General features: G+C 59.9%; 13 protein-coding genes. 3 read left to right on the top strand and 10 right to left on the bottom strand.

The annotated features are described in order from the left end of the window. Positions 1-29: 29 nt before the first annotated feature. Positions 30-1,163 (top strand): polysaccharide biosynthesis/export family protein, encoded by a 1,134-nt coding sequence (locus ACR0D8_RS03685; RefSeq protein ID WP_475159547.1) that lies wholly within the window; start codon positions 30-32, stop codon positions 1,161-1,163. Further along, complete coding sequence (locus tag ACR0D8_RS03680) at positions 1,163-3,163, top strand: capsular polysaccharide biosynthesis protein (protein ID WP_480644677.1); 2,001 nt, start codon at positions 1,163-1,165, stop codon at positions 3,161-3,163. The genes ACR0D8_RS03685 and ACR0D8_RS03680 overlap by 1 nt, the downstream gene beginning before the upstream one ends. Here ACR0D8_RS03680 and ribD read toward each other — a convergent pair. The 6 genes from ribD to ACR0D8_RS03650 form a co-directional block, all read right to left on the bottom strand. Then, the gene (gene ribD / locus ACR0D8_RS03675) at positions 3,160-4,260 is read right to left on the bottom strand and encodes a bifunctional diaminohydroxyphosphoribosylaminopyrimidine deaminase/5-amino-6-(5-phosphoribosylamino)uracil reductase RibD (protein WP_480644676.1); all 1,101 of its coding nucleotides are present in this window, start codon (positions 4,258-4,260) and stop codon (positions 3,160-3,162) included. The two genes, ACR0D8_RS03680 and ribD, sit on opposite strands and share 4 nt — an antisense overlap. Continuing rightward, positions 4,257-4,727 carry a transcriptional regulator NrdR gene (nrdR, locus tag ACR0D8_RS03670; protein ID WP_005983889.1) on the bottom strand — a complete coding sequence of 157 codons (471 nt, stop codon included), beginning with the start codon at positions 4,725-4,727 and terminating at the stop codon, positions 4,257-4,259. The genes ribD and nrdR overlap by 4 nt, the downstream gene beginning before the upstream one ends. A 120-nt stretch (positions 4,728-4,847) precedes the next feature. Next, complete coding sequence (locus tag ACR0D8_RS03665) at positions 4,848-5,261, bottom strand: secondary thiamine-phosphate synthase enzyme YjbQ (protein ID WP_475159539.1); 414 nt, start codon at positions 5,259-5,261, stop codon at positions 4,848-4,850. Positions 5,262-5,278: 17 nt separating this feature from the next. Beyond that, positions 5,279-5,680: a hypothetical protein gene (locus tag ACR0D8_RS03660; RefSeq protein WP_480644675.1), complete on the bottom strand. Its 402-nt coding sequence runs from the start codon at positions 5,678-5,680 to the stop codon at positions 5,279-5,281. A gap of 78 nt (positions 5,681-5,758) precedes the next feature. Beyond that, on the bottom strand, positions 5,759-6,250 hold the full coding sequence (locus tag ACR0D8_RS03655; protein WP_480646352.1) for a DUF4166 domain-containing protein: 492 nt from the start codon (positions 6,248-6,250) through the stop codon (positions 5,759-5,761). Between the two features lie 57 nt (positions 6,251-6,307). Further along, on the bottom strand, positions 6,308-6,745 hold the full coding sequence (locus ACR0D8_RS03650) for a thiol-disulfide oxidoreductase DCC family protein (RefSeq protein ID WP_480644674.1): 438 nt from the start codon (positions 6,743-6,745) through the stop codon (positions 6,308-6,310). Between the two features lie 344 nt (positions 6,746-7,089). On the opposite strand from ACR0D8_RS03650, the gene ACR0D8_RS03645 reads away from it, so the two are divergent. Continuing rightward, on the top strand, positions 7,090-8,109 hold the full coding sequence (locus tag ACR0D8_RS03645; protein ID WP_480644672.1) for a helix-turn-helix domain-containing protein: 1,020 nt from the start codon (positions 7,090-7,092) through the stop codon (positions 8,107-8,109). Positions 8,110-8,294: 185 nt separating this feature from the next. Here ACR0D8_RS03645 and rpoD read toward each other — a convergent pair whose 3' ends face one another. From rpoD to ACR0D8_RS03625, 4 genes are all read right to left on the bottom strand, one after another. Continuing rightward, positions 8,295-10,283, bottom strand: a complete 1,989-nt coding sequence (gene rpoD / locus ACR0D8_RS03640; RefSeq protein WP_475159531.1) for an RNA polymerase sigma factor RpoD — start codon at positions 10,281-10,283, stop codon at positions 8,295-8,297. Positions 10,284-10,397: 114 nt separating this feature from the next. Beyond that, a complete protein-coding gene (dnaG, locus tag ACR0D8_RS03635) occupies positions 10,398-12,347 on the bottom strand; it encodes a DNA primase (protein ID WP_480644671.1) in 1,950 nt (649 codons plus the stop codon). A gap of 80 nt (positions 12,348-12,427) precedes the next feature. Next, positions 12,428-12,724: a hypothetical protein gene (locus tag ACR0D8_RS03630; protein WP_480644669.1), complete on the bottom strand. Its 297-nt coding sequence runs from the start codon at positions 12,722-12,724 to the stop codon at positions 12,428-12,430. Positions 12,725-12,872: 148 nt separating this feature from the next. Then, positions 12,873-14,303 carry a Glu/Leu/Phe/Val family dehydrogenase gene (locus ACR0D8_RS03625; RefSeq protein WP_480644668.1) on the bottom strand — a complete coding sequence of 477 codons (1,431 nt, stop codon included), beginning with the start codon at positions 14,301-14,303 and terminating at the stop codon, positions 12,873-12,875. Positions 14,304-14,418 lie beyond the last annotated feature (115 nt).

The following is a 14,418-nucleotide window of genomic DNA, read 5'->3' as shown; positions in this document are numbered from 1 at the left end:
ACAACAAATACGACTGAGGACAACCGGCAGTGCAACGCTTTCCAATCCGATGGATACGGAGGATTTCCCTTGTGGTCACATTCGGCCTGTTGGCCGGATGCCAGCTTCCCAAATCAGGCCCCAACAAAACCGAGATTCTGGCGGGGTCCGTTGAAAACGGTGGCAATGCCTTTGTTGTCGAAGTCGACGACCGGGTGGCGCAGGCCACTTCGGCGGTTCCGCAATTCGGTTTTTCATCCGTATTCAGCAGCGCGCAAAGCCTGACCGCAGACACGGTCCGTGCCGGTGACGTTCTGGGCCTGACGATCTGGGAAAATGTCGATGACGGCTTGCTGTCCGGTGAGCTGAGCTCGGCCACAGCGCTGGAACAGGTTCAGGTGGACAGCGAAGGGTTCATCTTCGTGCCCTATGCCGGTCGCATCCGTGCTGCGGGCAATACGCCGGAACAACTGCGCCAACTGATCACCAGCGAGTTACAGGATCAGACCCCAGACCCACAGGTCGAAGTGCGCCGCGTCGCCGGAGATGGATCAACCGTTTCTCTGACCGGAACGATCAGCGCGCCCGGCATCTACCCGATTGAACGGCCGACACGCACCCTGACGGGTATGCTGTCGCAGGCAGGAGGCGTTTCTGTCGGCTCGGACATAGCACTTGTGACCCTGATCAGGGGAACCGAAAAAGGTACGGTCTGGTACGAGGACCTGTTCCGCAACCCCAAGCTGGACGTTGCCCTGCGCGGCGGTGACCGCATATTGGTTGAAGCGGACAGCCGGTCCTACGTGGCCCTTGGCGCAACCGGGGGCCAATCCCGCGTGGCGTTTGACACTCAGGACCTGTCCGCGCTGGAAGCTTTGGCGCAAGTTGGCGGGCTGCAGTCGCTGTCATCCGATCCGACGGGTATTTTCGTCTTGCGGAAAGAAACGCAGGATATAGCGCGCAGCGTCATGGGCCGCGCGGACCTGCAGGGGGATCAGCGCATGATCTACCTGCTGAACCTCACCGCGCCCAACGGGCTGTTCATTGCGCGGGATTTTGTTATCCGCGATGACGACACGATCTATGTGACCGAAGCCCCATATGCACAGTGGAGCAAGTCCATCTCGCTGATCGCCGGCGGCCTGACCCCGCTTGCCAATGTCGCCACGCTGACGGGCAACTGATGCAACCCGAAACAACAGCCGGGGCCGAGCGCACCCGGCTGTTTGTCTACAACGGCGGTTTCCTCACACAAAGTCGCGTTCGCCGTATCCTGTCGCTGAACGGGTTCGACATTCGCCTTGGCCTGCCCCAAGACGGCGACGTCGTCGGGATCTGGGGGAACGGCCCCACTGCCCATCGCGGTCGAAAAATCGCGGCCAGTCGCAACGCACCCGTTCTGCGGGTCGAGGACGCATTTCTTCGATCGCTGCATCCGGGGCGAAGCGGAGAAGGTCCTTTGGGCCTTCTGCTGGATCGAAGCGGCGTGCATTTCGACCCTGACACGCCATCCGATCTTGAAAACCTGCTCGCCTCTCACCCGCTGGATGACACCGCGCTTTTGAACCGGGCCCGGTACGCCATCGACAGAATGCGCGAACTGCATCTGTCCAAGTACTCGGCCTTCGATCCGGCGGCACCTCCACCTGACCCTGGCTATGTTCTGGTGATTGATCAGGCGCTTGACGATGCGTCCGTGACCGCCAGCAAGGGCGATCCGGCCCGGTTCCGTGAAATGCTGATCATGGCTCAGGAGGAAAACCCCGGCGCCCGTATCCTCATCAAAACCCATCCGGAAACGATTGCAGGGCACCGTCAGGGGTATTTCTCGGCGCAGGACTTGTCGGACCGGGTTTCATTTCTGAGCGACCCGATCAGCCCCTGGTCCGTGCTGGAAGGCGCGGTTGCGGTTTACACCCTGTCCTCGCAACTGGGGTTCGAGGCCATCTTGGCCGGACACAAGCCGCGGGTGTTTGGTCAGCCCTTCTATGCTGGCTGGGGGCTTACGCAGGATGAAACTCCGATCCCGCGCCGCCAACGCAATCTGACACGGGTGCAATTGTTCGCCGCGGCCATGATCCTTTACCCCACGTGGTACGACCCTTACCGGGATCAATTGTGCGAGCTGGAAACCATTCTGGACACGCTTGAGGCGCAGACGCGTGCCTGGCGTCAGGACTACAAGGGATGGACAGCCTCGGGCATGCGGTTGTGGAAGCGGAAGCACCTGCAACAGATGTTCGGGCGACAAAAAAAGGTCAGGTTCACGGCGGGCCCGTCGAAAGGCTCTGACCGGCCACACATGGTTTGGGCCAGCCACGCACGCGATGCCGAACACGCCGTCCGGGTCGAGGATGGCTTCCTGCGGTCCCGTGGGCTTGGCGCCCGCCTGATTCCGCCGCTGTCACTGGCAACGGACGAGTTGGGCATTTATTACGATCCGACGCATCCAAGCCAGTTGGAGGAGTTGATCGCCGCCCGCGAAACCCTGCGCCCGGATCAGGAATTGCGGGCCGAGCGACTGGTGGACCAGATCGTTTCCGGTCAGATCAGCAAGTACAATACCGGCGGTGCGGCCCCCGACTTGCCCGCCGGGCATCGCATTCTGGTTCCGGGACAGGTCGAAGATGACGCGTCGATCCTTCTGGGGACCACAACGGTGCGCACCAACACCGATTTGCTGCGCGCAGCCCGCGACGCCAATCCAAACGCGGTATTGATCTACAAACCTCATCCGGATGTCGAGGCCGGTCTGCGCGAGGGGGATGTCCAAAGCGACGGGTTTGCGGATATCATCGCCACCGACACCGATCCGGCCGTGTTGTTGTCGCAGGTTCAGGAGGTCTGGACTATGACATCGCTGCTGGGGTTCGAAGCGTTGCTGCGAGGCGTTTCCGTCACGACGCTCGGCGCGCCTTTCTACGCCGGCTGGGGATTGACGAATGACCTTGGAACGGTTCCGGCACGGCGTGGCGCGCGGCCGTCATTGCTGGGGCTGGTCCATGCAGCGCTGATTGATTATCCTAGGTATCTGGACCCGATTACAGGCCAACCCTGCCCGGTCGAGATTGCGTTGCAGCGGTTGGCCGAGGGGTATGATGGCGGCGGCGGGCCCGCTATTCGGTTGCTGTCAAAGTTGCAGGGTATATTTGCGTCCCGGGCGAGTCTTTGGCGTCGCGGTTAACGCAAGGCTCTGGCCCAGCGATGCAGAACATCCGGCCCAACGGTCCGGTTTTCAATCAGTTCGAAGCGGGGCGCGGCGTTCAGGTCGTCCAGCCTCAGCGTTCCGACCGCAGGCAGCCCTTCGGCCCCAATCGTCAGACCAGCGCTGAATCCCACCAACTCGTCCACAAGGTCCTCGCGCAACAGTGACGCCGCCAGCGCCGAGCCGCCTTCGCAGAACACCCGGGTCAGCCCTGCATGTCCCAGTTGTTGCAACAGATCGGCGGCGTCGATCTGGTGTTCGTCCAGAGCACATGGAATCAACCGCGCGCCCAGCCCTTCCCACGCCCGCGCGCGTTCTGCGTCAGGCGATGGGCCGTGGCACAGCCAGACCGGAATGTCGGCGGCGGTGCGCGCCAACTGGCCCAAAAGCGGAATGTCCAGATGGCGCGAAACCACGACCCGCACGGGCTGTACGTCGATGCCCAGATCGCGCACCGTCAGCGACGGATCATCGGCGCGTGCGGTTCCCGCCCCTATCATGACCGCGTCATGGCGAGCCCGCATTCCATGCACGGCGCGCCGCGCCTGTGGTCCGGTGATCCACTGGCTGTGACCGCTGGCTGTGGCAATACGCCCGTCGAAACTGCTGGCCAGTTTCAGCGTGACAAACGGACGCCCCTGCTCGGTTTTCAGGAAAAAGCCCGCGTGGTCGCGGGCGGCCTGTTCGGCCAGAACACCGGTTGTGACCTCGATCCCGGCCTCGCGCAACATCGCGAACCCCTGCCCCGCAACACGCGGATCGCTGTCTTCGATCGCCGAAACGACACGGGCAACACCCGCCTCGATCAGCGCCTCGGCGCAGGGTGGCGTCTGACCATGATGCGAGCACGGCTCCAGCGAGACATAGGCCGTCGCCCCACGCGCCGCGCCTTGGGCTTGCGCCAGTGCCTGCGTCTCACCATGCGGTCGGCCGCCGGGCTGGGTCCAGCCGCGCCCCACGATACGGTCGTCGCGCACGATCACGCAGCCAACGGACGGGTTGGGCCAACAAGTCCCCTGACCACGCTGTCCCAGTGACAGGGCCAGCGCCATATATCGCTTATCAGTTTCGCTCACTCGTCCGTCGAAGGCTGCGGCGGGCGCAGTTCGTGGACAAACTCCTCGAAGTCATCGGCCGCCTGGAAATTCTTGTACACACTCGCAAAGCGAACATAGGCCACGGTATCGATCCGCGCCAGAGCTTCCATGACGATCTCGCCGATCTTGCTGGATGGGATATCGGTTTCGCCCATGCTTTCCAGCCGTCGCACGATGCCGGAAATCATCTGGTCGATGCGATCCGGATCAATAGGTCGTTTCTGCATCGAGATGCGGATTGAACGTTCAAGCTTATCGCGGTCGAAATCCTCGCGCTTGCCGTTGGTTTTGATCACTACCAGATCGCGCAGCTGGACGCGTTCATAGGTGGTAAACCGTCCGCCGCAGGCCGGGCAAAACCGGCGCCTGCGGATCGCGACGTGATCCTCTGCCGGGCGTGAATCTTTGACCTGAGTGTCGATATTTCCGCAAAACGGGCAGCGCATCCGCCGTCTCCTCGTCCCTTGTTCGGCCTCTTTTTGTAAGCACTTCGGCTTACTTATCCACAACTATAGGGCAGCCGCTAGGATTTGGGTAGTCGGAATTTTCCACCGCAATATAAAGGGTCATGTGAAATGGGCCGCGACCTTTCGCCTGTGCGGCGCCGCGCGGTGTTCAAACAGATAAATGCCTTGCCACGTGCCCAGCACGGGCTGCCCAAGGGCGACAGGGATCGACAGGGATACGGGCAAAATGGCGGCCTTGATATGGGCGGGCATGTCATCCGGCCCTTCATAGATGTGCCGCAGATACGACATGGACGGGTCATCGGACGGCGGCACCAAACGATCAAAGAATGCGCGCAAATCCGTCTGCACCTCGGGGTCGGCATTTTCCTGAATGAGCAACGAACAAGATGTGTGCCGCACGAACAACGTCAGCAAACCGTCGCGTTCGACCGAGTTGAGCCAGTTGCGCACGTCCGAGGTAAACTCGTACAACCCGGGACCATGCGTCGAAATAATAAACTCGGTCAGCAAAACGCGGCGACTCTCCTTTAGTCGTCAAAAAGCGGGCGGCGGTAGCACAGGCCATTTGCGCTTTGGACCGTTCTGCTTTGCCCTGTTACGAAGCCAACAGATACCGTCTTGACGTCCTGCGCAACACCTTTGGGCGGGGCAATCGAAAACTGAACGGCGGTCCTGCGCCCGGTCGCCTCGCTTGGACCATACCCGCGCACGACGTAAATGGGCTGCTGCCATCCCGCGCCCAGCGACCTACGGGCAAAGTCGGCGGCGGCGCACCAGTAGCCATCCGCGTCTGTTCGCCCTCTTGGGATCACTTCAAAGACCGTGTTGTTCAGGGCCACCGTCTGATACCCGATGCGCCCGTTGTAAGCTGAGGCCGGGGTGCTCAGCACAAGCGCCGCAAAAACCGCGAAATTCAAAACCTTTTTCATAACGATACTCTTTCCTGTTTCGAGGTAAGGATGGACGTAGTTTACAATGAACCCGGACAAAGCCGGATCACGATGAATTCAGTCACATAGCGGCTGCGCGTGAACAGGCGCCAGCCATCCCTGATACCGGATCAAGGTTCCAATACCTGGTATGGCCGCCGCGACATCGAAGCGAAACAGGCCGTTTTCGTCCTGCCATTCAGCAGTTGATGACCGCGGCAACAGGAGTGCAGGACATCGAAGTCCAAAAACGCTGAGGGTGCGGATGTGGATCAGCACGCGCCCGCGTGAACATTCCGGCGCCAGCCACAGGGTCACCCGCCCCAATCGCTCACGAACACACCCGCGCGTGTGATCGAAGGTCAGCCGCGATTGCGTGATGTGGCCGTCAAAATCGCGTTCCCACACCCATTCCTTTCCTGCCCGGACAATTCTGACCTGCACCGGAATGTCCTCGGCCCCCGGTGGAAAGCCCCCTAGGCGCAGCAGCAAGGTTTTCAATCGCCCGTTACCCACGGCGACGCTGCACCGCCCGGCGTACAGTCCTGGACGACTGTGCAAGTTCTGCACCGAAGGGGGCAAACTGGCCGTTGTTGGCAGCGCCTGCAAAAAAGGATCGGGTTCCAATCAAAACCCCTCGGGCAGGAAACGCGAGCGCAGTGCCGGGTCCGGGATCAGACAGGTCGCTGAGCGTCCGAATATCGCGTATCTGTTGCGAGCAATGGCATGATACAGAGGGTCTTTGACAAATCCGGGCAAGAACCTGCACAGCGAAAGAACCGGCCAGGCGCCAGGCAAACGCCTAATCGCGGCGGCAAACGCATCCAGACGCTGACAGACCCTGCCATCGACGACGACAAGATTGGTTTCGAAATCCTGCGTAGACAGACCAAGTTCACTGTAAAGACGTTGACCCAAGGGCGACTGCGCAGTTGCGAACTTGAACCGCCGTGACTTGTCCCGCGCGACCATGAACCGAAAGAACCCGGAGCACAGAACGCATTCCCCGTCAAAGACGATGAAGTCCTGCCCGTCGGACAGGCCGGTTCGTTCACTGTTCCGCATCAGGCGCCGTCCGCTTGTTTCCCTTGCTGTACCCTTCCACCACCGACGAAGCCGGACAATGCGACACGAAGGCCATCCGGGCCGGTCTGGATCGAAGGTGGAACGTGTCGGGGAGCCAACTGCGTAAAAGTGGTGTTTGGCGTGGCTCTGACCTTATCCCCTGAAGGCGCTGACCCGACAACATGCCGAAAATAGGCATCCCCCTGCGGCTGTTCTTGCGCCAATCGGTCAATAGTTTTTGGATATCGGCCAAAAGCGCCGCTATGTCCGCATTGCGCGGATGTGAAATGGTCAGACCGTCTGCAAATACGTGCAAATCCGCTGAAACCACATTAGAAAAAGCCATGGACGTCGATATCGCCCGTATCCGGTTGTTGACCAGAACGCTTGATCAACGGGCGAACGATCCTGTCGTGGCTGATCGTATCCTCGAAAAATGCGACCTCAGCCGTAGCGCCATCGCACCCCCCGCAGCCACCTACAGCGCGCATCAGGAAGCGCTGTTTGTACGATACGCTTGCGATGTGCTGGGCGATGTCACATTTGCCGCACAGGCCGGTCTTGCGTTTTCGTCATCCTCCAGCCTGACCGCATATATCAGCAAGTACTCACGCGACCTGAAACAGGTCATTGAAAACACATCGCGCTTTCACGGGATCATCGACCCGGCGATCTTTTTCAGCCTGCGACTGGCCGGCAACTTTGCCGCTGTCGAAGCTGAATGGAAGGACGCCAGTTTCGCGCGATACCACCGGCGCACGGAATTCCTTATCTTTGCCGGGCTGGCACGTATGAGAAGCCTGACCCAGACGAATTTCTTTCCCATCGAGGTTCGCTTTCAGCACGAAGTCGGCGACAACAGGCGCAGCTTTCAGAAACTGGCCGGATGTCCGGTCGTGTTCGGCGCTGAGCGGCTGGAAATTGTGCTGTCGCCGTCAACGCTGGACACGCCGGTCCCGACCTATGACTCAAACCTGCGCGAACACCTGCTGGAATATGGCGAACGCATCCTGGCCGAGCGTCGCTCGCCCAAACAAAAGCTGCGCGCGCAGGTCGAAGGATTGATCACACGCTCGCTGCCCGGTTCGATCATTCAGGCCGACGAAGCGGCCGCAAATCTGGGCATGAGCCCGCGCACCTTTGCCCGGCGGCTAAAGGACGAAGGTTCAAGTTACCGGGATATCGTCGATGACCTCCGATGCGATCTGGCGCAGACCTTCATTACAAACGGGATGCCCTTGTCCGAGATCGCCTATTCGCTGGGATATGCCGATCAGCCCGCTTTTTCGACCGCGTTCAGGCGTTGGACCGGTCAGGCGCCCAGCACATTCCGGAGCCGTCTGGATTTTCCGGTGAAACGCTGAGGGCGGCAGCCGGGGGTCGTCAGCCTTGCGGCCTCGCCCCGGCCTGTCCCATGAGTGGACACACCGGATATAGAAAGGCGCGGAACCTTAGACTTGTGAGTTCCCGCCAATTTGATCGCCGCAGCGGACAACGTGAGGATTGCGTGATCAAAAAAAAGGGCGCCTCGGTTGAGGCGCCTTTCTTCTTATTGGTCCAAGAAGGATCGCAATTTGCGGGACCGGCTGGGATGTTTCAGCTTGCGCAGCGCCTTCGCTTCGATCTGACGAATTCGTTCGCGGGTCACGCTGAACTGCTGGCCAACCTCTTCCAGAGTGTGGTCGGTGTTCATACCGATACCAAAGCGCATCCGCAGAACCCGTTCCTCGCGCGGGGTGAGAGAGGCCAAAACCCGGGTGGTTGTTTCCTTGAGGTTTTCCTGAATGGCGCTGTCCAAGGGCAGCACGGCGTTCTTGTCCTCGATGAAATCGCCCAGCTGGCTGTCTTCCTCGTCGCCTATCGGCGTTTCGAGTGAGATCGGCTCCTTGGCGATTTTCATCACCTTGCGCACCTTCTCAAGCGGCATTTGCAGCTTTTCGGCCAGTTCTTCCGGCGTCGGCTCGCGGCCGATCTCATGCAGCATCTGACGGCCGGTGCGGACCAGTTTGTTGATCGTTTCGATCATATGCACCGGAATACGGATCGTACGGGCCTGATCAGCGATAGACCGCGTGATCGCCTGACGGATCCACCAGGTCGCATAGGTCGAGAACTTATACCCGCGGCGGTATTCGAACTTGTCGACCGCCTTCATCAGGCCAATGTTGCCTTCCTGAATAAGATCAAGGAATTGCAGGCCGCGGTTCGTGTACTTTTTGGCGATCGAGATCACCAGACGCAGGTTGGCTTCGACCATTTCCTTCTTAGCCTGCCGCGCCTCTTTCTCGCCCTTCTGAACCTGCTGCACGATGCGGCGGAATTCCGGGATATCGAGACCGACATACTGACCGACCTGAGCCATGTCGTTGCGCAGTTCCTCAACCTTGGCGGTTGAGCGTTCGATGAACATCTGCCAGCCCCGGCCCGGCTTTTCGGCCATCTCGGCCAACCAGTTCGGGTCCAGTTCGCGACCACGATAGGCGTCGATGAACTCGCGACGGTTGATCCGCGCCTGGTCGGCCAGTTTCACCATCGCGCTGTCCAGAGACATGACGCGGCGGTTGATGCCATAGAGCTGGTCGATCAGAGCCTCGATCCGGTTGTTGTGCAGGTGAAGACCATTCACCAGCTCAACAATCTCGGCCCGCAGTTTCTGATAGGTCTCTTCATCCTTTTCACTGAACGATCCGTCTTCGTTCAGCGTCGCCGAAATCCGGCTGTCCTGCATTTCGGACAGCATCGAAAAATCGGTCGAGATCCGTTCCAGCGTGGTCAGCACCTGATCTTTCAGGGCCGCTTCCATCGCGGCCAGCGACATGTTGGCCTGATCGTCCTCGTCATCGTCATCGTCGCTGGCGATCGGGTTGCCGTCGGCGTCCAGTTCCGGCCCGGCTTCCTTGGCCGGCTTCGCAGCCTGAACCGTCGAGGTATCGACAACCGGTTCTTCCACGTCGCCGTCTTCATCCAACTGGTTGCCAAAAGTGGTTTCCAGATCGATGACGTCGCGCAGAAGAATGTCTTCGGACAGCAATTCGTCATGCCAGATAGTGATCGCCTGGAAGGTCAGCGGGCTTTCGCACAGACCGGCAATCATGGTGTTCCGCCCGGCTTCGATCCGCTTGGCGATGGCAATCTCGCCCTCACGGCTCAGCAGTTCGACGCTGCCCATCTCGCGCAGGTACATGCGGACGGGGTCGTCTGTGCGGTCAAGCTTTTCGGTGGCGGCACCAGCCAGTGCAACCTCGCGGTTGCTTTCTGTAGTGGTCAGTTCGGTCGAGCCTTTGTTCTCTTCCTCTTCGGCCTCTTCATCTTCGATGATGTTGATGCCCATTTCGGACAGCATCGACATCACGTCTTCGATCTGTTCCGAGCTGACCTGATCAGGCGGCAGAACCTGATTGAGCTGGTCGTAGGTGATGTAACCTTTCTCGCGGGCCTCGGCGATCATCTTCTTGACCTGGGCCTGGCTCATGTCCAGCGAGATTTCCTGTTCCTGCTCGTCGGATTTGCGGTCTTCGTTCGTATCCTTGGCGGCCATTCAATGCTCCTGCAGGGATGGGTGATTCGTTTGAACCGAATCATTAGCGCGTGAAAGTGATTCGGCCACCCGTTTACCTGTTTTTCTTTTCCAGTGCCTTACGAAAACACCACTTTATCTGCGTTTTCGCTCGAATTTGATACCGGATGTGATTGCCTTGAACGCGTCTTTCTCGTCGCGGTTGATTCGCGCGCCGTTGTCGGCGATGTCGAAAACGGCCCTGTCTTCATTCTGGCTGCGGCTTGTGCGGTTGCGTTCCTCGGCGGCTTGCGCCAGCCGATAGGTCAGCGCCTCATCGGCCAGATCAGACAGTTCCTCTTCGGCTTCGGCAATTTCAGCATCCAACCCCCGGAGCGCTTTGATCTTTGCGAGTTCCTCGGCCAGCGTCATCTCGGCCTTTTCAACGTCGCCTGGCTTGTACACACAGGGGATCACTGCGACATGGCGAAGGGCCAGCAGGTTTTCAAGGGCATCGGGCCCCAAAGTTTCCGCAATATGGTCTTTCAGATTGTCCGGGTCATCTACTGCATGCCTCAGAATGGCCGCGCGCAGCAGCGCGTGGTCCGGATCGCGGCATTCCATCTCATCCAACTGATGTTCGAATTGCACAACAACCTGCGGATTCAACGCGGCAATGGCCAGAATTGCCGCTTCGCGCAGCTGAATTTCCGCGTTTTCGGAAGACGCCAGAAACGACGACCGCGCACCCGGTGTCGCCGGTTTTTTCTGCGCCTCCCATTTGCCACGAGATTGCCATGGCCGGCCTTGTGACGGGCGTTGCGGGCGAAACAACTGCCACCGCAGGTCTTTTATTTCCTGACCATAATGCGACCGGATCGACGGATCGCGGATCAGCTTGATCTTGTCACGCAGCGTCTTGTCCAGCGCCGCCTTACGCTCGGGGCTGTCGAACACGCGGCCTTCGGTTTCGCGCTGCCACAGCAGCTTGACCATGGGGATGGCCCCGTCCAGAACCGCCTGAACCGCGCCCGGCCCTTCGGCACGCAGCAGGTCGTCCGGGTCCTTACCCTCGGGCATCAGAGCAAACCGCAGGGATTTTCCGGCCTCAAGCAGCGGCAGCGCCAGATCGACCGCGCGCATGGCAGCCCGCAAGCCGGCCGTATCGCCGTCCAGCGCGATGATCGGCTCGTCTGAAATCCGCCACAGCAACTGCAACTGGTTCTCGGTGATCGCGGTTCCCAAAGGCGCGACAGAGGCACCGAACCCGGCCTCGGCCAGCGCGATCACGTCCATGTACCCCTCCGCCACAATCAGCGGTTGCCCCTTACCCGCCGCCTGACGCGCAGGACCGTGGTTGTACAAGCTGCGCCCCTTGTCGAACAGGTCCGTCTCGGGGGAATTCAGATACTTGGCGTTATCATTCGGGTCCATCGCCCGACCACCAAATGCGATGCAGCGCCCGCGTGGATCGCGGATCGGGTACATGATCCGGTTGCGGAACGTGTCATAGGGTTTCTTGCCCTTGTTCGAGGGCTTGGCCAGACCCGCCCCCAGGATCAGGTCTTCGGCCACGTTCTTACCGCGCAGATGATCCCAAAGTACCTGCCAGCCGTCAGGTGCAAAGCCAATTCCCCAACGCTCCAGCGCCTGATCCTGCAACCCGCGGCGGGTCAGGTAGTCGCTCGCCGCAGCCCCTGCCCCGGTCTTGAGTTGCAGGCGAAAGAACTGCGCGGCCTGCTCCATCACTTCGGCCAGTTGCGACCGGCGATCCTGTTTTTCCTGCGCCTTTGGGTCGCGTGCGGGCATAGGCATCCCGGCCTCACGCGCCAGAATCTCAACCGCTTCGATGAAGGAAACATTCTCGGTCTCTTTAACAAAGCTGATCGCGTCGCCTTTGGCGTGGCAGCCAAAGCAGTAGTAGAACCCTTTTTGGTCATCAACGTGGAACGAGGCCGTCTTTTCATGGTGGAACGGACATGGTGCCCACATATCGCCCTTGCCCTGATTGGACTTGCGCTGATCCCACATGACCTTTCGGCCGACAACCTGAGACAGGCTCAGCCGGGTGCGCAGTTCATCAAGAAATCCGGGGGGCAGTGACATGGGTCAAACTTGGCAGAAACGGGAACGCGCGCCAAGGGTATGACGCGCGTTTGTCCACAAAGAATTTCGGGCTCTGTGGATTATTGCTGCAGGCACAGCTCCAACCACGCCGCGCTCAGGTCCTTTTTGCGAACGTCGCGCATCTTTTGCTCGTACACCCAGGGGGTGATCAACGGAATCGCGGCATTGTAGTTTTCGGGCCAGTTGGGCGCTGTGTCCGCAACAGCCTGCGGCACGTCGCGCTCTTTCACCTTGTCCAGCCGGGCCTTTTGAATCGCCGCAACAACATCCGCCTGATACTGGCAGCTTTGTTCCTTGCTTTCCTGAGCAGCCAGAGGTGTGGCCAGCAATACGGCCGCGATGGCAATGCGCAACATGGGGGTCTCCCGGATTCGTTTCTGTCGCAGCAGCTTAACGCCGGTCGAACTGGCCTTCCATCGCCGTTTTAGACATCGGGCATGCGTGTTGCGCGCAGACCCGTTGCGATGGGGCGGCCCGGTGCAGACCGGATCGCCCCCTGAAAAATCAAAGCCCCTTGGCGCGATAGCTCTTGGCCACCCGATCGATAGCGACGATATACGCCGCAGTCCGCAGGTCTTCCACGTCATCGCGGTTGTGCCAGACCTCGCGCATGGACTGATAGGCGATACGCATCGTGTCATCCAGGCCCGAGCGCACCAGCTCCAGCTCGCCCGCGCCGCGAAGATATTTGGCCTTGAAGTCAGGAGACATCGACCAGGCATCGCCGAGATAGCGATCCAGCCTTTCAAGCTCGCTGACGATCAGTTCGTGGCGCGCCTCTTCCTGACGGCGCTGCATCCGGCCAAATCGGATATGGCTCAGGTTTTTGACCCACTCGAAGTAGGAAACCGTCACACCACCGGCATTTGCATACATATCAGGGATGATCACGGTGCCCTTCTTGCGCAGAATTTCATCTGCGCCGGCTGTTACCGGACCGTTCGCGGCCTCGATGATCAGAGGGGCCTTGATGCGGTCCGCATTGCCCAGATTGATGACGCCCTCCAGCGCCGCCGGGACCAGGATGTCGCACTCCGCTTCCAGCACCTCGGCGCCTTCTGCGGAATGGGTGGCATCGGGGTAATCTTTGACGCCGCCATGCTTCACGATCCACTGACGCACCGATTCAACGTCGATCCCGTCAGGGTTATACAGCGCGCCGTCCCATTCGATAATTCCGACGATCCGGGAACCGTCCTCTTCGCTCAGGAACTTTGCAGCGTGATAGCCCACATTGCCCAGCCCCTGCACGACGACGCGTTTGCCATCGAGAGTGCCCGACAGACCAGCCTTCTGAATATCCTCGGGGTGGCGGAAGAACTCGCGCAGCGCGTATTGAATGCCGCGCCCGGTCGCCTCGACCCGCCCCGCGATCCCGCCGGCGTTCAGGGGTTTGCCGGTCACGCAGGCGCGCGAGTTGATGTCCGTTGTGTTCATCCGCGCATATTGGTCCGCGATCCAGGCCATCTCACGCTCGCCCGTCCCCATGTCCGGGGCCGGAACGTTCTGCGAGGGGTTGATCAGGTCACGTTTGGCCAGTTCATAAGCGAACCGCCGCGTGATCTGTTCCATTTCATGTTCTTCGTATTTCCGCGGATCGACGCACAAGCCGCCCTTTGATCCACCGAACGGGGTCTCAACCAGAGCGCATTTATAGGTCATCAGGGCGGCAAGCGCCTCGACCTCGTCCTGGTTCACGGCAAGCGCATATCGAATACCGCCCTTGACCGGCTCCATATGCTCGGAATGGACTGAGCGGTAACCTGTGAACGTGTGAATTTCGCCCCGCAGGCGCACGCCGAACCGCACCGTGTAGGTGGCATTGCAGACCCGGATTTTTTCCTCCAGCCCCGGGGGCAGGTCCATCAGAGACGCCGCCCTGTTGAACATGAGATCTACACTTTCGCGAAAGCTGGGTTCATTTGTGGCCGTCATTTAATCCTCCGTGCCAGCGAACGACTTGCGTCCTGACGTTTTGTCGCACCCTATGCGTAAACGATCAATAATTAAGCAGAAATAAAGCGAAAAAAACGGGGAAATGGCGGTGATA

This window comes from Ruegeria sp. BG10, assembly GCF_056538575.1.
The sequence above is the reverse complement of the archived record's forward strand: the minus strand, read 5'-3'. Positions and strand labels throughout refer to the sequence as shown.

Excerpts from the sequence above, each read along its gene's own strand:
- ACR0D8_RS03630 (WP_480644669.1), bottom strand. The coding sequence starts at position 12,724 with ATGTTGCGCATTGCCATCGCGGCCGTATTGCTGGCCACACCTCTGGCT.
- ACR0D8_RS03625 (WP_480644668.1), bottom strand. The coding sequence starts at position 14,303 with ATGACGGCCACAAATGAACCCAGCTTTCGCGAAAGTGTAGATCTCATG.
- dnaG (WP_480644671.1), bottom strand. The coding sequence starts at position 12,347 with ATGTCACTGCCCCCCGGATTTCTTGATGAACTGCGCACCCGGCTGAGC.
- ACR0D8_RS03660 (WP_480644675.1), bottom strand. The coding sequence starts at position 5,680 with ATGAAAAAGGTTTTGAATTTCGCGGTTTTTGCGGCGCTTGTGCTGAGC.
- ACR0D8_RS03680 (WP_480644677.1), top strand. The coding sequence starts at position 1,163 with ATGCAACCCGAAACAACAGCCGGGGCCGAGCGCACCCGGCTGTTTGTC.
- ACR0D8_RS03645 (WP_480644672.1), top strand. The coding sequence starts at position 7,090 with ATGGACGTCGATATCGCCCGTATCCGGTTGTTGACCAGAACGCTTGAT.
- ACR0D8_RS03650 (WP_480644674.1), bottom strand. The coding sequence starts at position 6,745 with ATGCGGAACAGTGAACGAACCGGCCTGTCCGACGGGCAGGACTTCATC.
- rpoD (WP_475159531.1), bottom strand. The coding sequence starts at position 10,283 with ATGGCCGCCAAGGATACGAACGAAGACCGCAAATCCGACGAGCAGGAA.
- nrdR (WP_005983889.1), bottom strand. The coding sequence starts at position 4,727 with ATGCGCTGCCCGTTTTGCGGAAATATCGACACTCAGGTCAAAGATTCA.